We start from the raw sequence: 18,149 nt of genomic DNA on the forward strand, positions 1-18,149 counted from the left end.
TGAAACTCCTTTCAGGATAGAGCGTTAAGCATAGATGCTTTTTGTTCTTTTTAGATAACCGTGCGCGGATGTTAGCCTGCCGCAGAAATGATAACCAGAGCACGCCCCGTCACTTCCACAGTTCTTGCCTCACTCCCTATGGGCAGGCTCTGGGCTGGCCAGTCGTGCGTTACCGCGTTGCCAGTGATGCTGCGGGTTTTACCGGTCGGCGCGACAGATAAATACCTGCGACGATCAGGGCCACGCCTGCCAGCTGGGCTAGGGTGGAAGTGTGCCATTGCCCGTGAAAGTCGAGCAGCACGCCCGTTACCATCTGGCCGCTGATCACCAGAACGGCGGTTCTGGTGGTGCCGATGCGGGGCAGCACATGGCTGTTCAGTGCCACAAACAGCACGCCGATAACGCCTCCCGCGTAGCTGAGTAAGGGCGCTGAGTGCAATGTCTCCAGCAGAGCAGGCGTTGGTCCGGGCGTTAGCAGCAACAGGGCTGACAGCAGGGCAAAACCTACGGCATGGTTCCACCAGGAGGTGGGGAAGGCGCCAATATGGCTGCCCAGACGGCCATTGATGGCACGACTGGCACCAATACAGAGACCATTGAGCAGAGCCAGCAGGATAAAGGAGATCATGATTGCTTCTCGTAACGGATTAACGGCTGAAAATAATCAGTGCGCTGCCTGCCAGTACGCAGACGGTAACCAGCTCATCACGGCGGGTCAGCGGACGACGCGGTACACCGAACCATCCCCGCTGATCGGTCAGCAGACCAAAGATCACCTGCCCGACCATCATTAACGCCAGTGAGCCTGCCAGCCCCAGCGGGCTGTTGACGGTAATCCCGGCCAGGACCACGGTAAACGCCCCCGGTATGCCGCCCAGATAGCTCCAGCGCGGCGCTTTGCCGGGGGATGAGTTGGTGTGATGCCGTGCCGATTTTGTTGAGATAAGGCAGACAATCAACAGGGCTGCCAGTGCCCCGATACCATGTGCCACCCATGAGGAAAACAACGCCGAGCTATACCGTGCCAGCTCGCCATTCAGTTTGATCATCAGCGCCAGTAATACGCCGCCCAGCAGCGCCAGTAGCAGATTGGTGGAGCCTTTCAGCATGGGAAACATCGGTATTACTCTCCTGATAATGGATGGCTGTGTGGGCGGGGCGACTAACAGAGGCGCCACTGTACGCTGAAACAGGGCTGGCTATAATCCGCTGGCAGAGAAACCTGTTGTTGAGTAAAAGTTGACTATTGTCGCGGTCAGAAGGAGGAAAGGGCATGAGTCATCTGGACAGCTTCTCCGCCATCCCGGTGTTTGTCGCGGTGGTGGAAAGTGGCAGTTTTTCAGCGGCGGGGCAGCGGTTGGGTATTACCAAGTCAGCGGTCAGCAAGCGTATCAGCCAGCTGGAAGAAACCCTGGGTGCGCGCCTGCTGCAGCGTACGACCCGCAGCCTGAGCCTGACTGAAGCGGGCGAGCAGTATTTTGAGCATGTACGCGGCGCGCTGACTCTGGCGCAGGAAGGCGAAGATGCCATCAGCCAGTTACAGGGGCAGCCGCAGGGGGGACTCAAGGTCAGTACGCCGATGGTGTTTGGCCGCCTGCATATTGCTCCGCTGGTGGCGACGTTCCTCAAGCGCTTTCCGGGGATTCAGCTGCAGATGGTGATGGACGACAAAATGGTCGATCTGGTCGAGGGCGGTTTCGATCTGGCCATTCGTATCGGCCATATTCCCGAATCGAGACTGGTCGCGCGGCGTCTGGCACCGGTTCGCAGTGTGCTCTGTGCTTCACCGGACTATCTGCAGCAACATGGCGTGCCCCTCACGCCGGAAGATCTGCGTCAGCACAACTGCCTGTTCTATTCACTGTTTCGGGGTGGTGCCGAGTGGACCTTCAACGGTGCTGATGGTCCGGTGCGGGTGCAGCCACGAGGGAATTTTCAGGTCAATAACAGTGAGGCATTGCGTGAGGCGCTGGTGGCGGGGTTGGGTATTTGCCAGATGCCGACCTTTATTGTCGGGCCGGATCTGGCATCAGGGCGATTGGTGGCGCTGCTGCCTGACTATCCGCTGCCGCAGCACGCCGCCTATGCTATGTTCCCGGAGCGCAGGCATCTGCCAGCAAAAACACGGGTATTTATGGATTTTCTTGCTGAGCAGCTGGGGGGCGATGAGCCGGTGTGGGAGCACACATCAGCGCTGTCAGCGAATGCCCCAGCCTAGCTTCATCGCCAGCCAGTCCCACAGGTCCAGCAGTTCCGGGGGCAGCTGGTCAACGGCGGTGGCCGAGTTGGCCAGATAGGTGACCAGCGCGCCGAGCAGCACACAGAAGCAGCCAAATCCCAGCACTGAGGCGGAGGTAAACAGCATCGACAGCCACTTTTCCTTTTTGCTGACACCACGGCGGTTCAGGCCCATCAGCAGCACAAAGTAGAGCTGTTTGGGCAGGAAGGGGAAAGCCAGAGTGCCGCGCATATCGATAGAGTGATTGCCCCAGGCACGGGAGTTCAGCGCCAGCCGGATATAGCGCAGCTGGTGCTCGTCGAAGGAGTCCGCCACATGGGCAGGCACCTGATCAAAAAAGCGTTTTATAACCGGGTCATTGCGCAGATGTTGCAGGGGGGTATGTAACGTCGTGGCTAGCAAAGAAGATTGCACAGGCTGGGCAGCATTGTTGTTATCAGTGGAAATCAGGCGCAGTCGCGGGTGCATAGAGAATCCTGTACGGCGGGGCGGGTGACAGGATATGAGTGGGCCATGATCTGGAATGGTTCATGGCCCTGTGTCGTCATTCAGTAGTCCAGTCCCTCGGCGCACCCTCATCGCATTTCCTGCATTCAAGTTCAGCCCCCAGCATGGCTTGACGCCCTTGTTCGGTAATAACCCAGGGGCGGTTTTGCCAGGGAGGATCATGGCGCACATGCTGATTATGGCCGCAGGCCAGACGCGCTACCCAGTGCTGCTCTTCGTCCTGATGGTAGCCAACAATCGCGTATTTCATCGCGTCGGAATATCACTGTTATGTGTGCTGCATTCAGAGCAGATCACTTGCTGCCGGGACTTAATATTTTTCAAAAGACTTATTGCAGGAAGGATATTGAATTCAGGTTTTTGTTTTAGCAGATATTGGTTGCATATGCTGCAGGAGAGCCTTTTGGAAATGCGACTTTCAGAGATGACCAAAAGAAATAAAACGATCAGAAAGAATATGCTCTGCCGTTCAGGAATAACCGGCGGGTCCATCGACAGGTTTAGATAGGCGGTGTAAGCAAAAGCAGCTAATACGCCATATTTGCTGATTATCAATAGCACATATAGCTTCAAATAGTTCAGCGTAGCTGAAAGGGGTAATGGACTGGTCTGCGCTGCCGGTTTGGCGGCTTCTAACCTGACACTGTCGTCGGTCTTTTTGCGCTTTTTACAGAGCTTATCAAATAGTGCAAATGGCAAGAGGCTGGCACAGGCAAATACGACATAGCTGCTTGGTATTGTCCTGATGCCATTGCTCACATCATTAAATGCGTAATACAGGTAGTAGCACAGGAGTAAGTAAAAAATGGCTTTGTTGGCCAGGGCCAGATAATCCAGTGTGTTTTTCATTGATCTATCATCTTTTTCAGCGCCCAGAGGCCGAGCTTATCACGTGTTGGCGCCAGCCAGGTGGGCCGAGCAGCAGTATAGCCCGCCATCTGCAGTGGCGCCTGCTGGCGCTCTGATTGACGCCTTGTCGCATTCGCGTCATCTCCATGTCGTTTTTAATGAGCCCGGCCCCAGACCACAGGGATAGACTGGCCTCAATCACCGGTGCTGCGCCTTTGCCTGTGCCGGACACGAGATCAGGAGAGGTTTGAGTCATGAATGCTGCCGAGCTGCACCAGGATTCCATCGTTATTGACGGTTTGGTTATCGCCAAGTGGGATCGCGATCTGTTTGAAGATATGCGTCGTGGCGGGTTGACCGCGGCCAACTGCACCGTGTCGGTGTGGGAAGGCTTTCAGGCAACCGTCGACAATATCGTCAAGTTCAACCAGATGATGGAAGCCAACAGTGATCTGTTGCGTCCGGTGCTGTCTACCCGCGATATCCGTCGTGCCAAGGAAGAAGGCAAGACCGGCATCATCTATGGTTTCCAGAATGCTCATGCTTTCGAAGACCAGATCGGCTATGTCGAGATCTTCAAGAAGCTGGGCGTGGGCATTGTGCAGATGTGCTACAACACCCAGAACCTGGTAGGCACCGGCTGCTATGAGCGTGACGGTGGTCTGTCTGGTTTTGGTCGCGAGATCGTGGCGGAAATGAACCGCGTAGGTGTGATGTGCGACCTGTCTCACGTTGGCAGCAAAACCTCCGAAGAAGTGATCCTCGAATCGAAGAAGCCAGTGTGCTACTCCCACTGCCTGCCTTATGGCCTGAAGGCCCATCCACGTAACAAGTCTGATGAAGAGCTGAAGTTCATTGCTGACCACGGCGGCTTTGTCGGTGTCACCATGTTCGCGCCGTTCCTGGCCAAAGGCATCGACTCCACCATCGACGACTACGTCGAAGCCATTGCCTACGTGATGAACATTGTGGGCGAGGACGCCATCGGTATCGGCACCGATTTCACTCAGGGCCACGGCCATGACTTCTTCGAGTGGCTGACTCACGACAAGGGCTATGCCCGTCGCCTGACCAATTTCGGCAAGATCGTTAACCCGCTGGGCATTCGTACCTTGGGCGAGTTCCCCAACCTGACCGAAGCCCTGCTCAAGCACGGTTTCAGCGAGCGTCAGGTGCGCAAGATCATGGGTGAAAACTGGGTTCGTATTCTGGCTGACGTCTGGGGCGAGTAATTCGCATCCGCTGCGTCACTACGTTCAGACCGCTAAACCGATTTAACTGAACGCACTGCCTCCTGTCTCCCGTTCTTATGGGTTGGGGAGGCTTTGCCTGAAAAGCGCTTGATTACGCCAGAAAGCAGGTCTGAGAGCCTGATTCTGTCAACCAAACCGTGATTAACCGGCCAAGCAGGCCAGAGGCAGACGACATCTCCTGTGCCAAGTGATGTGACTGCCGCGACTGAGGAAAGATTGATGAGTAAGCATGCCCCCGAGATGCCAATCGAAGTAGACAGCGACACCGGCGTATGGACCACGGATGCCCTGCCGATGTTGTACGTTCCCCGTCACTTCTTTGTTAACAACCACATCGGTATCGAAGAGGAGCTGGGCCCGGATCGTTACGCCGAGATTCTGTACAAGGCGGGTTACAAGTCGGCCTGGCACTGGTGTGAAAAGGAAGCGGAATGCCATGGCATCGAAGGTGCGGCGGTATTCGAGCACTACATGAAGCGTATTTCTCAGCGCGGCTGGGGTCTGTTCAAGATCGAAGAGCTGGATCTGGAGCAGGGCACTGCCCGCGTACGTCTGGACCACTCCGCCTTTGTTTATGTCTACGGCAAGGTCAACCGCAAGGTTGACTATATGTTCACTGGCTGGTTTGCCGGTGCCATCGACCAGATTCTGGCAGCCAAAGGCAGTGCGGTGCGCACGGTGGCTGAGCAGGTTTACAGCGAAGCCGAAGAGGGCCACGACCACGGCTTGTTTGTCGTCAAGCCACAGTAAGAACGTATTCGCGATCTGCTGCGCGTCGGCCACACGGCGCTGAAAAGACTTCCGGAATGCTCATTTACGCTAAGTAAACGCCGCTTCCTCCGTGCTTTTCGCCTTGTCTGGCCTGACTCGCGAGAGGGTGAACACCTTCCAAGTGGTGAGTGACTGTTGCCTGGTAGACGTTGTCTGGGTTTAGGAGTGCGTTATGGCTTTTGAAGCAATGTTCCAGCCGATTCAGATCGGCAAACTGACGATTCGCAACCGCGTGCTGAGCACTGCTCACGCTGAGGTATATGCCACTGACGGTGGTATGACGACCGAGCGTTACGTCAAATACTACGAAGAGAAAGCCAAGGGTGGCATTGGTCTGGCAATTTGCGGTGGCTCATCCACCGTTGCTATCGACAGTCCCCAGGGCTGGTGGAAATCAGTCAACCTGTCGACTGACAAGATCATCCCCCATTTCCAGAATCTGGCCGACGCCATGCACAAGCACGGCGCCAAGATCATGATCCAGATTACCCACATGGGTCGTCGTTCACGCTGGGATGGCGAGCACTGGCCGACGCTGATGTCACCGTCCGGCATCCGTGAACCCGTGCACCGTGCTACCTGTAAAACCATTGAGCCGGAAGAAATCTGGCGGGTTATCGGCAACTACGCCCAGGCCGCACGTCGTGCCAAAGAAGGCGGGCTGGACGGTGTGGAACTGTCTGCTGTGCACCAGCACATGATCGATCAGTTCTGGTCACCCCGCGTCAACAAACGTACCGATGAGTGGGGCGGCAGCTTCGAGAACCGCATGCGCTTCGGTATGGAAGTGGTGAAAGCGGTACGTGCCGAAGTCGGTCCCGATTTCTGTGTTGGTCTGCGTATCTGCGGTGATGAATTCCACCCGGACGGCCTGACCCATGACGACATGAAGCAGATCGCCAAGTACTACGCTGACACCGGCATGATCGACTTTATCGGTGTGGTCGGTTCTGGTTGTGATACGCACAACACTTTGGCCAACGTTATCCCCAACATGACCTATCCGCCCGAGCCTTTCCTGCATCTGGCCGCAGGTATCAAGGAAGTGGTCAGCGTTCCTGTGCTGCACGCACAGAACATCAAGGACCCCAATCAGGCCACCCGTATTCTGGAAGGCGGTTATGTGGACATGGTCGGTATGACCCGTGCGCATATCGCTGACCCGCACTTTATCGCCAAGATCAAGATGAATCAGGTTGACCAGATTCGTCAGTGCGTGGGTGCCAACTATTGTATCGACCGCCAGTATCAGGGCCTCGACGTGCTCTGTATCCAGAATGCGGCGACCTCTCGTGAATACATGGGCGTGCCTCACATTATCGAGAAAACCACCGGCGCCAAGCGCAAAGTGGTGATCGTCGGCGGTGGCCCTGCAGGTATGGAAGCCGCACGTGTGGCGGCTGAGCGTGGCCATGATGTCACCCTGTTTGAAAAGCAGGAACAGCTTGGTGGCCAGATTACCCTGGCCTCCCGTGCGCCACAGCGTGATCAGATTGCCGGTATCACCCGCTGGTTCCAGCTGGAGCTGGCCCGTTTGAATATCGATCTGCGTCTGGGTACGCCTGCGGATGCGGCCAGTATTCTCGACTGCAAACCCGACATCGTCATTCTGGCCAACGGCGGTCACCCCTTCCTCGAACAGAACGAGCACTGGGGTGCTGAAGAAGGGCTGGTAGTGAGCAGCTGGGACATCCTGTCCGGCAAGGTTGAGCCCGGCAAGAATGTGCTGGTGTACGACACCATCTGTGAGTTCAGCGGTATGTCGGTCGCCGACTATCTGGCTGACAAGGGCGCCAAGGTCGAAATCGTTACCGACGACATCAAGCCCGGCGTAGCAATCGGTGGTACGACCTTCCCGACCTATTACCGCAGCCTGTATCCGAAAGAGGTCATCATGACCGGAGACCTGATGCTGGAGAAGGTCTATCGCGAAGGCGACAAGCTGGTGGCGGTACTGGAGAACGAATACACCGGCGCCAAGGAAGAGCGTGTGGTGGATCAGGTGGTGGTCGAGAACGGCGTTCGCCCTGACGAAACCCTGTACTACGCACTGAAGCAGGACTCGCTCAACAAAGGCCAGATTGATGTGGAAGCACTGTTTGCCATTGAGCCCCAGCCCAGTCTGAAACAGCTGGAAGGCAAGGCGGCGGGCAGCTATCTGCTGTATCGCATCGGTGACTGCGTAGCACAGCGTAATACGCACGCTGCTATCTATGATGCCTTGCGCCTCTGTAAGGACTTCTAAGAACGCGTTCACGGTCTCGCGAGCTAGAGTCAGACAAGGCGAAAAGCGCTGAGGAAGCGGAGTTTAGTCGGCCTAAATGAGCATTCCGAAGGGCTTTTCAACGCCGTTTGACCGACGCGCAGCAGATCGTGAACACGTTCTTACGGTTGGGATTTGATCTCTCCCTGACCCTCTCCTGTTAAAAGGTGAGGGTCAGGCGTACGGTGCCATGGGACTCCCTGCTGCACACCGTAAGGGGCCTCCTCCCTGTGGGAGCGGGCTGGTGAGAGGACAAACCCCATGCTGACCAAATTCTGGGGTCTGTGAGGAGACCTGACGATGATAACTTCTCTTCTTTCGGTCCTGATCTTTATTGCCCTGGCACTGGCCGTGATCGGTGCAGTGCGTCGGGCGCGCCTGTGGCGTCAGGGTCAGGCCAACCCGGTGGACATCATCGGTGGCCTGCTGAAAATGCCACGCCGCTATCTGGTTGACCTCCATCATGTGGTCGCGCGCGACAAGGCCATGTCTAACACTCACGTCGCCACGGCGGGCGGTTTTGTCGCCTCTGCGGTGCTGATCGTGCTGGTGCACCTGTTTGAACTGGACAGCCGCATTCTGGCCTGGGCGTTACTGCTGACCACCGCCACCATGTTTACCGGTGCCATCTTTGTTTACCGCCGTCGTATTGATCCGCCTTCGCGCCTGTCGAAAGGCCCATGGATGCGTCTGCCCAAGAGCCTGCTGGTATTTGCCGCTTCCTTCTTTGTGCTGACCCTGCCTGCTGCCGGTATTCTGCCGGAAGGGGCGGGCGGCTGGTTGCTGGCAGTAGTGCTGACTGCCGGTATCGTCTGGGGCATGGGTGAAATGTTCTTCGGCATGACCTGGGGTGGGCCGATGAAGCACGCCTTCGCCGGTGCACTGCATCTGGCCTTCCATCGTCGTGCGGAACGTTTTGAAGACGGCGTGGGTCGCTCCACCGGTCTCAAGGCCATCGACCTGACGGCGGCCAAGCTGGGTGTAGAAAAGCCTGCGGATTTCAAATGGAACCAGCTGCTGGGCTTTGATGCCTGCGTGCAGTGTGGTCGCTGTGAGGCTGCGTGCCCGGCGTTTGCTGCCGGTCAGCCGCTGAACCCGAAAAAACTGATTCAGGATATGGTCGTGGGTCTGGCGGGCGGTACTGACGTCAACTATGCCGGTAGTCCTTATCCCGGCAAGCCTATCGGCGAACACGGCGGCAATGCTCACTCACCCATCGTCAAGGGGCTGGTGGACGCGGAAACCCTGTGGTCCTGCACCACCTGCCGTGCCTGCGTGGAAGAGTGCCCGATGATGATCGAGCACGTTGATGCCATCGTCGACATGCGCCGCTTCCTGACCCTGGAGAAGGGCGCTACGCCCAACAAGGGCCCGGAAGTGCTGGAAAACCTGATTGCTACCGATAACCCCGGCGGCTTTGAGCCTGGCTCACGTATGCACTGGGCGGCGGATCTGTCGATCCCCGTGCTGGCTGATGTGAAGCAGACCGAGGTGCTGTTCTGGGTGGGCGATGGCGGTTTCGACATGCGCAACCAGCGTACTCTGCGCAGCTTCGTCAAACTGCTCAAGGCGGCGAAGGTGCAATTTGCCGTGCTGGCACACGAGGAGCGTGACAGCGGTGACGTGGCCCGTCGTCTGGGTGATGAAGCGACCTTCCAGCAGCTGGCCAAACGCAATATCAAAACCCTGTCGCAGTACGGTTTCAAGCGCATCGTGACCTGTGATCCGCACAGCTTCCACGTGCTGAAAAACGAATACGGCGAGCTGGGTGGCCACTATGAAGTGCTGCACCACACCACCTATCTGAACGAACTGGTGCAATCCGGCGCGTTGCAGGTGAGCAAGCATCAGGGTGGCAGTGTGACCTATCACGACCCCTGCTATCTGGGCCGTTACAACGGTGAATACGAGGCACCACGCGAGCTGTTGCGCAGCCTGGGCATCGAAGTGAAAGAAATGGAACGTTCCGGCTTCCGCTCACGTTGCTGTGGCGGTGGCGGTGGCGCTCCCATCACCGATATTCCCGGCAAGCAGCGTATTCCGGATATGCGTATGGACGATGCCCGGGCCACTGGCGCTGAGATTGTCGCCGTCGGTTGTCCGCAATGTACTGCGATGCTGGAAGGGGTGGTGGAACCTCGCCCAGAGATCAAGGACATCGCCGAGCTGCTGGTAGCCGCACTGGTTGAAGTGGACGAGCCTGCTGGTCAGAAATCAACAGGGCAGAAGGCTGCCGTACAGACCGCGGAGCCCGTCAAAATGGCTGCTGCGTCCAAAGCGGCTGCTGCCAAAACAGGGGAGCCTGCCTGATGAGCGATATTATCCGTCGTGATCCCCGCCGCGAGTGGATTCTGCGTAACCGCCTGCACCCGCTGCATGCCAGTCTGGCGGCGCCGCAGGATCAGTGGATGGGCCCCAATGGTGTCCTCCGCAAGAATCCTCATGCGGTTGGCTTTATCGGCCCCAACGGTATCAAACGTATTGACCGCAGTGGCAGCCAGACCGGTGACGGTGGCAGCGTACGCCGCAGCGGTGCAGCAGAAGTGCAGCTGCCGGTATTCCGTGTCGAGCAGCCCGCGTTCTACGTGGTGGTGGTGCCGGATATGGTCGGCGGCCGCCTGAGTAGCCACGATAAAGACGTGCTGGGTCTGGCCCATCAGCTGGTTAAACAGAGCAGCGCTGCACGTGGTGAGCAGGGGGCTGTGCTGGCGGTGGTGTTTGGCGCGCATAAGGAAAGCGCGTTCGATACGGCCGGTGTGGACCGCCTGCTGCATCTGGATGACAGCAAATACACAGGGTATGCCCCAGAGCAGCGCCTCAATGTGCTGACTTCTCTGGAGCGCACGCTGGAGGTCAGCCAGTGGCTGTTGCCTGATTCGCTGGAGGGCGGTGGCGATCTCGGTCGCCGTCTGGCAGCAAAGCTCAAACAGCGCCCGGCCACGCAGGCCTGGGCACTGGCTGAAGGGCTGGTGACCTGCCGTGCCGCAGGGCAGCGTGAAGACTGGCAGCGTCCGGCGTCACGCATCCTGCTGATGGCCAATGAATGTGCCGAGCCGGTCAGCGAAACACGTCATGAAGTGAAACCCTTGCTGGAAGAGCTGGCCCGTCAGCTGGAGCTGCCCGCCCTGATCAGCCGTATCGAAGACAAGGGACAGGTCGCGGTAGACCCCAGCGCTGTGCCGCTGGGCGAGGCGGAATTTATTCTGTCGGCGGGTAACGGGATCCGTGATTTTGCGCTGTTCCATGATGCCGCCAAAGCACTGCGCGCCACCGAAGGCGCCTCCCGTGTGGCGGTGGATAACGGCGACATGCCGCGCTTCCGTCAGGTGGGGGCGACCGGAACCTGGGTCACCGCCCGTGTTTATCTGGCGGTGGGGATTTCCGGTGCGGTACAGCACCTGCAGGGGATCGGCCAGTGCGACAAGGTCATCGCCATCAATACCGACGCCGGTTGCGATATGGTGAAACGGGCTGATCTGTCAGTGATTGCCGATTCCACCGATATGCTGGCGGCGCTGATCAAGCTGGTGGAAGGTTACCGTGGTGCCGAGGAGGGCGAAGAAGATGCAGCCTGAGATGCAATCCAGTGAACTTAACGTCAGCGTGTTGCTGTCGGTCGGTGCCCATCCGAAAACGGCCCGCAGTCGTCGCGCCGATCAGGATGCCAAAGCGCTGGAGCTGGCGTTATCTCTGCCCAAAGCCCGCGTAGCGGCCATCCATGCCGGTGATGCAGGCGATGAAGCGTTGCGCCAGTATCTGGGCATGGGCCTGCCTGCCCTGCAGGTGCTGCCACAGCCGAAAGAGGCAGATGTGGTGCCGGTGCTGGTTGATTACCTGCGTCAGCATCCGGCAACGCTGGTGCTGACCGGTGGCAAGGCCGAGCAGGGCGAATCATCAGGTATGCTGCCCTATCTGCTGGCGCAGGAACTGGGCTGGCCGGTGGTGCCCCGTGTCGCCGCCGTCGAGTCCGTGGGTAACGGCAAGGCAGCGGTGCTGCAGGCCCTGCCGCGTGGCCAGCGCCGGGCGCTGACTGTCAGCCTGCCTTGCGTGCTCTGTATTGATGAAGCTGCTCCTGCACCCCGGCAAAGTGCCTTTGCGCTGGGGCAGCGTGGCAAGATCGAAGTGCTGAGCGCAGCGGTAACAACAGACAGCGAGCGAGCTGACTGGACCGTGCAGCCAGCGCGCAAACGCCCCAAACGTCTGAAGGTCGTCAAGGCCAAGACCGCTGCCGACCGCTTCAAGGCGGCCACTGCCAAAGCCTCTGGCGATGGCGGTCAGGTGATCGTGCCCAAGACCGTGGAGGAAGGGGCGGAAGCTATCCTGAAGATGCTGAAAGAGGAAGGCGTATTACGCTGATCCAGCACGACTGAATCTGCTACTACCTGAATGTGTGTTGCCCGGCGGGTGCTCCCTGCCGGGCTTTTTTTTGTCTGGCCTGATAGCTGAAATGCTTGTCGGTAAGGGGCCGCCTCGTGGGAAATAAAGGGAACATCCGGGCAGTAGCAGGCAATCCGCAACAGCAATCCACAGCAGGATATTGTTTTCGTTGGCCAGCGGCACAGTCTGGCGACTGTGCCCTGAGTATCAGTGTTCGGGCAGGTTGTTGAAGATGGTTTCGAGCATGGTATTGAGGCGGTTGATCTGCGCCTCGCTCATGCCCTTGAAGCTCTGACGGAACAGTGCGCTGGTGACTTCCTGAATGCGGGTGATAGTGTTCCAGCCTGCCTCGGTCAGGGACACCACGGTGACCCGGCCGTCTTCGGCACTGGTCTGGGTATCCACCAGCCCGTCGGCCTTCATGCGGTAGACAATCTTGGTGATGGTCGGGAGCTTGGCGATGGCATGTTCGGCAATTTCAGAAATGCTGGAGTGGCCTTCTTCCTTGAGGATAAACAGGATGCGCCAGCGGGGAATATCAACACCGGCCTTCTTCAATGCCTTTTCCATGGCGAGGCTGTAGCGACCGTGTACCCGTGCCAGCCAGTAGAAGGGGAATTCTTCCTTCTGAAATTCTTCGCTGGCCGGGTCATAACGATGCTGGCGTTTTTTTCGGGTTTCGCTCATTGAAATCAGTGATCAGAGGGGGCGTTTGACTATACGAGATTGTTTGCTCGGGGGTCAACGCATGCCCTTTGCCCTGAGCACGCCAGTAGTGGCGCACCTTTGTGCGCCCTGTCGGCGGGGTGTGGTCTTACCAGCTGGGGCCGCGCTCGGCGTGCATCTTGCGCACCATGGCGGTGAAGAACTTGACGGCAAAACCGCTGTCTCTGATCAGCATCTGGGTCAGGTCGGCACACTTCTGGCTGATCTCTTCTTTCAGCTCCACATCATCGCCACCCAGTGCGCCGGAGGTCACCTGAATTTCCGCAGCACGCTGCACCGTCCAGAGCAGGAAGAAGGTGCGTTCGATATCGGCCTCCCCCACGGCAATGCCATGATTGCGCAGCACCAGAATGTGCTTGTCACCCAGGCTTTCCAGCATCCGCCCCTTTTCCTCGGCAAACAGGGTGATGCCCTCGAAGGCGTGGTAGCCGATGCGACCATAAAGCTGGGCACCGTAGAAGTTATGGTGGGAAAACCCTGCCTTCTTCATGGCGATGGCTGACACGGCATTGGTGTGGGTATGCACCACGCAGTGGATGTCTGCCCGCGCACCGTGGATGGCGCTGTGCAGGGCGAAGCCTGCCGGGTTGGCATCGTAGGGGGAGGGCTCCACCTTGTTACCCTCAAGATCGACCTTAAGCAGATTGGCCGGTGTGACTTCGGTGTAGTTGAGGCCAAACGGGTTAACCAGATACTGGTTGGCCGGCCCCGGCAGACGCGCAGAAATATGGTTGAAGATGGTCTCGGTCCAGCCAAAGAAATCGACCAGATGGTAGCAATGGGCCAGCTTGATGCGCAGCGCCCATTCTTCCTCGCTGATGTGTTCCGGGCGGGTGATGGCAGTATCGCTGACAGGTACAGCGCTGTTCATTTCAGGACTCCTTGTAGTGAAAGGCTACGCCGCGTCACTGTGACGCCGTGTCGTTGTGACCCCGTGTTGCTGTGACCCCGTGTTGCTGTGACCCCGTGTTGCTGTGACGCCGTGTTGCCGTGAGAAAGTGCGGCGATAAAGGGCGTAAGAGAAAGGGTGGCGATAAAGGGCGTAAGAGAAAGGGTGGCGGGCCACGGGCATCGGCAATCCGATGTGCTCGGCCAGTTCAACCACCGCTTCGTCCATGCTGGCCAGCTCAGCTGGCGAGCAGTTCCTGATGCTTGCTGGCCAGCCCCAGATAAGCCTCGATGACGCGCTGGTCATCTGCCAGCTGTGCGGCTGGCCCTTCCATGGCTACGGCGCCCCCTTCCAGCACGTAGGCATAGTCGGCCACCTTCAGTGCGGCGCGGGCATTCTGTTCCACCAGCAGGATGGAGACACCCTGACGACGCAGGTCGGTGATGATGCGGAAGATTTCCCGGGTGATCAGCGGCGCCAGCCCGAGGCTGGGTTCATCCAGCATCAGCAGCTGCGGTTTGCCCATCAGCGCCCGGCCAATAGCCAGCATCTGCCGCTCGCCACCGGACAGGGTGCCGGCCTGCTGATGGCGACGCTCGAACAGGCGGGGGAACAGGCTGTATACCTCGGCCAGCGTGGTGGCGAGATGGCGGTCACCACGGCGGTAACGCAGAAAGGCACCGAGTTCGAGGTTGTCCTGCACGCTCATGGTAGCGAACAGTTCACGCTTCTCTGGCACCAGCCCGAGGCCCTGACCGACCAGCTTTTCCACTTCAGGCACAGGTTGCAGCCTGCCGTCGAAGTGCACTTCGCCTTTTGAGGGCAGGATGCCCATGATGGCGGATAACAGCGTGGTTTTACCGGCACCGTTGGGGCCAATGACAGTGACGATCTGCCCTTTGGGGACGCGCAGATCGATGCCGGTCAGGGCTTCGACCTTGCCGTAGGCTACCCGTAGCTGGCGGACATCCAGCAGCAGTTCGGACGCGTTCATCATTCGGCACCTCCCAGATAGGCTTCCAGTACGGCGGGGTTGGTCTGGATGTCCTGCGGCAGACCTTCGGCAATTTTTTCACCGAATTCCATCACCACAATGCGATCAACCAGCCCCATGACAAAGTCCATATCGTGCTCCACCAGCAGAATGGCCATGCCTTCGCCGCGCAGCTTCTGCAGCAGTTCGGCCAGTGCCTGCTTCTCCTTGAAGCGCAGACCGGCTGCCGGTTCATCCAGTAACAACAGGCAGGGATCGGCACAGAGTGCCCGGGCAATTTCCAGTATGCGCTGCTGGCCCAGTGCCAGACTGCCGGCTTCTTCATACAGATAGTCACCCAGACCGACACGCTGCAGCTGGTATCTGGCTTCCTGCAACAGGCTCTGCTCTTCGGCACGTTCCAGCCGCAGTGCTGCACTCAGTACGCCGCGCTCGCCACGCAAATGAGCGCCGATGGCGACGTTCTCCAGCACGGTCATGCCGGGCAGCAGCTTGACGTGCTGGAAGGTACGGCTCATGCCCATGGCGGCAACCTCACGGGAGGACTTGCCTTTGAGGCTCTGTCCGAGGAAGCGCACTTCACCGGAGGTCGGGGTGTCTACCGCCGACAGCTGGTTGAACATGGTGCTCTTGCCAGCGCCATTGGGGCCAATCAGCGCCACAATTTCACCGGCGTGAACCTGCAGGCTCATATTGTTGTTAGCGATCAGTCCACCGAAGCGACGGGTCACCTGCTGCGCTTCCAGAATCAGATCGCCCTGACGGGGAGGGCGGCGCTGATCCAGCCGCACAGCCGGGCCGTCTTCTTGCAGCAGCTGGCGGCTTTTCAGCTTGACCGGTATGAACCGCATCAGGATGGGCCAGAGGCCGCCGGGGCTGCGGTGCATGACGGCGATAATCAGCAGGCCAAAGATTATGGTTTCATACTGGCCATCACTGCCCAGCAGATGAGGTAACAGATCCTGCAGCCACTGCTTGAGCATGGTCAGGACACCGGCACCCACCAGTGCTCCCCAGACGCTGGCAACGCCGCCAATCAGCGCCATGAACAGATAGTCGATCCCCATGCTCAGGCCAAAGGGCGTCGGGTTGATGAAGCGCTGGGTATGGGCATACAGCCAGCCGGAAACCGCGGCAAACAGCGCCGATATGAGAAAGATCACCAGCTTCGAGCGGAAGGTGTTGACCCCCATCGCTTCGGCCATCAGCTGGCCGCCTTTCAGCGCACGAATGGCGCGACCTTCGCGTGAGTTGAGCAGGTTCTGGGTGATGACGATGGCCAGCAGCAGGACCGCCCAGATCAGATAGAACATCTTCTCACCCTTATCCAGCGCAATGCCGAACAGGGAAATGACCGGCAGATTGCTGACGCCTGTATGGCCGCCAAGCTGTTCCACCGTGCCAAACAGGTAATAGAGGGAGATACCCCAGGCAATGGTGCCCAGTGGCAGGTAATGGCCGGACAAGCGCAGGGTCAGAGCGCCGAGAATCAGCGCCACTACTGCTGTTAGAGCAATGCCGACCAGCAGTGCCAGCCAGGGCGAATGCCCGGCCCAGGCCAGCCAGTCTGGCAGTTGCTCGGTGGTGGTCAGATAGGCTGAGGCGTAGGCGCCCAGCCCGACGAAAGCCGCCTGACCAAAGCTGGTCATACCACCCACTCCGGTCAGCAGTACCAGCCCCAGCACCACCAGTGCATAGAGGCCGATGTAGTTGAGCAGGGTGATCTGATAGGTCGGCAACAGCAGTGGCGACAGCAGCAGGATCAGGATGAACAGGGTCAGAATGGCGCGAGGCTTGAGCATCATGGTTACTCCTCTTCCTCAACGTGGCGGCTGGTGAGCGAACGCCAGAGCAGGAAGGGGATGATCAGCGTGAAGACGATGATCTCCTTGTAGTTGCTGGCCCAGAACATGGAAAACGCTTCCACCATGCCGACGGCAACGGCACCGATAGCCGCAATCGGATAGCTGGCCAGCCCGCCAATAATGGCGCCGACAAAGCCCTTGAGGCTGATGATAAAGCCGGAGTCGAAATACAACGTGGTGATGGGTGCAATCAGAATGCCGGACAGGGCGCCGATAAAGGTGGCCATGGCAAAGGTGACCTTGCCTGCAAACACCGGCGAAATACCCATCAGCCGTGCCCCCATGCGATTGACCGCGGTGGCCCGCAGTGCCTTGCCGTAGAGCGTGCGTTCAAAGGCAATAAACAGCATCACGATCAGAGCGATGGAAACCAGAATCACCCATAGTGTCTGGCTTTTCAGCATCACCGGGCCAAGGCGGAAGCCGCTGTCGGAGAAGGGCGCGGTGCGGGCACCTTCAGGGCCAAACAGCAGCAGGCCGATACCCACCATGGCCACATGCAGGGCGATGGAGACGATCAGCAGCACCAGCGAATGAGCCGAGGCGATGGGCTGGAAGAACAGCCGGTAAAGAATCGGACCAAAGGGCACCACCAGCGCCAGGGTCAGCAGAGCCTGCGCCAGCATGGGAATATCGGCCAGTGTCAGGCTGTGCAGCAACACCAGCAGCATAGCGGTATAGCCAATCTTGATGGCGGACCATTTGATTTCGCCGTAATTCATGGCGCCGGCCTGCTTGCCGGTTTTCCACATCTGCCGCAGATCAAGCGCGCAGTCGATCAGCACCAGCGCCAGCAGCAGCCAGCCCAATGCCGTGGGTTTGCCTGACTGAATGGCGGCCATGGTCAGGGCGCCAAAGGTAACAAACTCCCCCTGGGGAATAAGCAGAATACGGGTGACGGTAAATACCAGCAGGATCGACAGGGCCAGCAGGGCGTAGATAGCCCCGTTGGTCACGCCGTCCTGCCCGAGCAGAACTGCAATCTGAAAATTCATTGCCGATGAATCCTTGCAATGCCTGCCGTGGATGGTCTTTGCCTGCCGGTATGTCACCGGCGGAACCGGGCGTGACAGCCTTCCTTTATATAGCTGTCACGTCTGCCATCTTGAGGTCAGGGCACAAAGCCAATCTGAAAGGCGAGGGGAGCACGCTGCTCCCTGCCGTACAGCACTAGCAGGTCGTTGAAAATCTATCTGCGTTGCCGAATACCGCGTCAAAAACAGGCTCAAAATGCTCATTTAGCTCACTAAACTCCGCTTTTTCGCCTGTTTTTTCCTTGTCTCGGCGGCCTCGATAACGTTTTTCAACAGCCTGCTAGACGACGGATCAGTGCAAAAGCGCCCACTTACCGTTCTTGACGGTGATCAGCTCGCGGCCGCGCTCATCGAAACCGCTGTGGTCGGCGGGGGTGATGTT

Annotated in this window: 17 protein-coding genes; 7 read left to right on the plus strand and 10 right to left on the minus strand. The window is 58.5% G+C overall.

Annotated features, from left to right (window positions below; translation table 11 throughout):
- Nucleotides 1–169 precede the first annotated feature (169 nt).
- A complete protein-coding gene (locus tag WH50_RS17960) occupies nt 170–628 on the minus strand; it encodes a DMT family transporter (RefSeq protein WP_110188704.1) in 459 nt (152 codons plus the stop codon).
- Between the two features lie 19 nt (nt 629–647).
- The gene (locus WH50_RS17965; protein ID WP_110188705.1) at nt 648–1,118 is read right to left on the minus strand and encodes a DMT family transporter; all 471 of its coding nucleotides are present in this window, start codon (nt 1,116–1,118) and stop codon (nt 648–650) included.
- A 155-nt stretch (nt 1,119–1,273) separates the two neighbouring features.
- Here WH50_RS17965 and WH50_RS17970 point away from each other — a divergent pair, with 155 nt between their 5' ends.
- Nucleotides 1,274–2,218, plus strand: coding sequence for a LysR family transcriptional regulator (locus WH50_RS17970; protein ID WP_165838470.1), 945 nt, complete (start codon nt 1,274–1,276; stop codon nt 2,216–2,218).
- On the opposite strand, the gene WH50_RS17975 is transcribed toward WH50_RS17970, so the two are convergent.
- From WH50_RS17975 to WH50_RS17985, 3 genes are all read right to left on the minus strand, one after another.
- Nucleotides 2,198–2,707, minus strand: a complete 510-nt coding sequence (locus WH50_RS17975; RefSeq protein ID WP_110188706.1) for a hypothetical protein — start codon at nt 2,705–2,707, stop codon at nt 2,198–2,200. The genes WH50_RS17970 and WH50_RS17975 overlap by 21 nt on opposite strands.
- A gap of 76 nt (nt 2,708–2,783) precedes the next feature.
- Nucleotides 2,784–2,996 carry a DUF3565 domain-containing protein gene (locus WH50_RS17980; protein WP_110188707.1) on the minus strand — a complete coding sequence of 71 codons (213 nt, stop codon included), beginning with the start codon at nt 2,994–2,996 and terminating at the stop codon, nt 2,784–2,786.
- The gene (locus WH50_RS17985) at nt 2,993–3,595 is read right to left on the minus strand and encodes a hypothetical protein (RefSeq protein ID WP_110188708.1); all 603 of its coding nucleotides are present in this window, start codon (nt 3,593–3,595) and stop codon (nt 2,993–2,995) included. Before WH50_RS17985 ends, WH50_RS17980 begins: the two co-directional genes overlap by 4 nt.
- Nucleotides 3,596–3,849: 254 nt before the next feature.
- Between WH50_RS17985 and WH50_RS17990 the strand changes: the two genes are divergently transcribed.
- The 6 genes from WH50_RS17990 (at nt 3,850) to etfB (ending at nt 12,238) form a co-directional block, all read left to right on the plus strand.
- Nucleotides 3,850–4,827 (plus strand): dipeptidase, encoded by a 978-nt coding sequence (locus tag WH50_RS17990; RefSeq protein ID WP_104154637.1) that lies wholly within the window; start codon nt 3,850–3,852, stop codon nt 4,825–4,827.
- Between the two features lie 240 nt (nt 4,828–5,067).
- Entirely contained in the window at nt 5,068–5,598 is a 531-nt protein-coding gene (locus WH50_RS17995) for a 4-vinyl reductase (protein ID WP_104154638.1), read from the plus strand.
- 193 nt (nt 5,599–5,791) lie between these two features.
- Entirely contained in the window at nt 5,792–7,864 is a 2,073-nt protein-coding gene (dgcA, locus tag WH50_RS18000) for a dimethylglycine demethylation protein DgcA (protein ID WP_104154639.1), read from the plus strand.
- 318 nt (nt 7,865–8,182) lie between these two features.
- Entirely contained in the window at nt 8,183–10,192 is a 2,010-nt protein-coding gene (locus WH50_RS18005) for a (Fe-S)-binding protein (protein WP_110188709.1), read from the plus strand.
- Entirely contained in the window at nt 10,192–11,457 is a 1,266-nt protein-coding gene (etfA, locus tag WH50_RS18010; protein WP_110188710.1) for an electron transfer flavoprotein subunit alpha, read from the plus strand. The genes WH50_RS18005 and etfA overlap by 1 nt, the downstream gene beginning before the upstream one ends.
- On the plus strand, nt 11,447–12,238 hold the full coding sequence (etfB, locus tag WH50_RS18015; protein ID WP_110188711.1) for an electron transfer flavoprotein subunit beta: 792 nt from the start codon (nt 11,447–11,449) through the stop codon (nt 12,236–12,238). Before etfA ends, etfB begins: the two co-directional genes overlap by 11 nt.
- Nucleotides 12,239–12,466: 228 nt before the next feature.
- On the opposite strand, the gene WH50_RS18020 is transcribed toward etfB, so the two are convergent.
- From WH50_RS18020 to WH50_RS18040, 5 genes are all read right to left on the minus strand, one after another.
- The gene (locus WH50_RS18020; protein ID WP_110188712.1) at nt 12,467–12,946 is read right to left on the minus strand and encodes a MarR family winged helix-turn-helix transcriptional regulator; all 480 of its coding nucleotides are present in this window, start codon (nt 12,944–12,946) and stop codon (nt 12,467–12,469) included.
- Between the two features lie 127 nt (nt 12,947–13,073).
- Nucleotides 13,074–13,856: a class II aldolase/adducin family protein gene (locus WH50_RS18025; protein ID WP_110188713.1), complete on the minus strand. Its 783-nt coding sequence runs from the start codon at nt 13,854–13,856 to the stop codon at nt 13,074–13,076.
- Nucleotides 13,857–14,112: 256 nt separating this feature from the next.
- Complete coding sequence (locus WH50_RS18030; protein WP_104154650.1) at nt 14,113–14,871, minus strand: ABC transporter ATP-binding protein; 759 nt, start codon at nt 14,869–14,871, stop codon at nt 14,113–14,115.
- Nucleotides 14,868–16,673, minus strand: a complete 1,806-nt coding sequence (locus WH50_RS18035) for a branched-chain amino acid ABC transporter ATP-binding protein/permease (protein WP_243410158.1) — start codon at nt 16,671–16,673, stop codon at nt 14,868–14,870. Before WH50_RS18035 ends, WH50_RS18030 begins: the two co-directional genes overlap by 4 nt.
- Nucleotides 16,674–16,675: 2 nt before the next feature.
- Nucleotides 16,676–17,728 (minus strand): branched-chain amino acid ABC transporter permease, encoded by a 1,053-nt coding sequence (locus WH50_RS18040; protein WP_110188714.1) that lies wholly within the window; start codon nt 17,726–17,728, stop codon nt 16,676–16,678.
- Between the last annotated feature and the right edge of the window lie 421 nt (nt 17,729–18,149).

Source organism: Pokkaliibacter plantistimulans, from assembly GCF_003194385.1.
GTDB lineage: Bacteria > Pseudomonadota > Gammaproteobacteria > Pseudomonadales > Balneatricaceae > Pokkaliibacter > Pokkaliibacter plantistimulans.

What these genes read in the sequence shown, in the direction of transcription:
- WH50_RS17960 (WP_110188704.1), bottom strand. Translation starts at nt 628, where the DNA reads ATGATCTCCTTTATCCTGCTGGCTCTGCTCAATGGTCTCTGTATTGGT.
- WH50_RS17965 (WP_110188705.1), bottom strand. Translation starts at nt 1,118, where the DNA reads ATGTTTCCCATGCTGAAAGGCTCCACCAATCTGCTACTGGCGCTGCTG.
- WH50_RS17970 (WP_165838470.1), top strand. Translation starts at nt 1,274, where the DNA reads ATGAGTCATCTGGACAGCTTCTCCGCCATCCCGGTGTTTGTCGCGGTG.
- WH50_RS17975 (WP_110188706.1), bottom strand. Translation starts at nt 2,707, where the DNA reads ATGCACCCGCGACTGCGCCTGATTTCCACTGATAACAACAATGCTGCC.
- WH50_RS17980 (WP_110188707.1), bottom strand. Translation starts at nt 2,996, where the DNA reads ATGAAATACGCGATTGTTGGCTACCATCAGGACGAAGAGCAGCACTGG.
- WH50_RS17985 (WP_110188708.1), bottom strand. Translation starts at nt 3,595, where the DNA reads ATGAAAAACACACTGGATTATCTGGCCCTGGCCAACAAAGCCATTTTT.
- WH50_RS17990 (WP_104154637.1), top strand. Translation starts at nt 3,850, where the DNA reads ATGAATGCTGCCGAGCTGCACCAGGATTCCATCGTTATTGACGGTTTG.
- WH50_RS17995 (WP_104154638.1), top strand. Translation starts at nt 5,068, where the DNA reads ATGAGTAAGCATGCCCCCGAGATGCCAATCGAAGTAGACAGCGACACC.
- dgcA (WP_104154639.1), top strand. Translation starts at nt 5,792, where the DNA reads ATGGCTTTTGAAGCAATGTTCCAGCCGATTCAGATCGGCAAACTGACG.
- WH50_RS18005 (WP_110188709.1), top strand. Translation starts at nt 8,183, where the DNA reads ATGATAACTTCTCTTCTTTCGGTCCTGATCTTTATTGCCCTGGCACTG.
- etfA (WP_110188710.1), top strand. Translation starts at nt 10,192, where the DNA reads ATGAGCGATATTATCCGTCGTGATCCCCGCCGCGAGTGGATTCTGCGT.
- etfB (WP_110188711.1), top strand. Translation starts at nt 11,447, where the DNA reads ATGCAGCCTGAGATGCAATCCAGTGAACTTAACGTCAGCGTGTTGCTG.
- WH50_RS18020 (WP_110188712.1), bottom strand. Translation starts at nt 12,946, where the DNA reads ATGAGCGAAACCCGAAAAAAACGCCAGCATCGTTATGACCCGGCCAGC.
- WH50_RS18025 (WP_110188713.1), bottom strand. Translation starts at nt 13,856, where the DNA reads ATGAACAGCGCTGTACCTGTCAGCGATACTGCCATCACCCGCCCGGAA.
- WH50_RS18030 (WP_104154650.1), bottom strand. Translation starts at nt 14,871, where the DNA reads ATGATGAACGCGTCCGAACTGCTGCTGGATGTCCGCCAGCTACGGGTA.
- WH50_RS18035 (WP_243410158.1), bottom strand. Translation starts at nt 16,673, where the DNA reads ATGATGCTCAAGCCTCGCGCCATTCTGACCCTGTTCATCCTGATCCTG.
- WH50_RS18040 (WP_110188714.1), bottom strand. Translation starts at nt 17,728, where the DNA reads ATGAATTTTCAGATTGCAGTTCTGCTCGGGCAGGACGGCGTGACCAAC.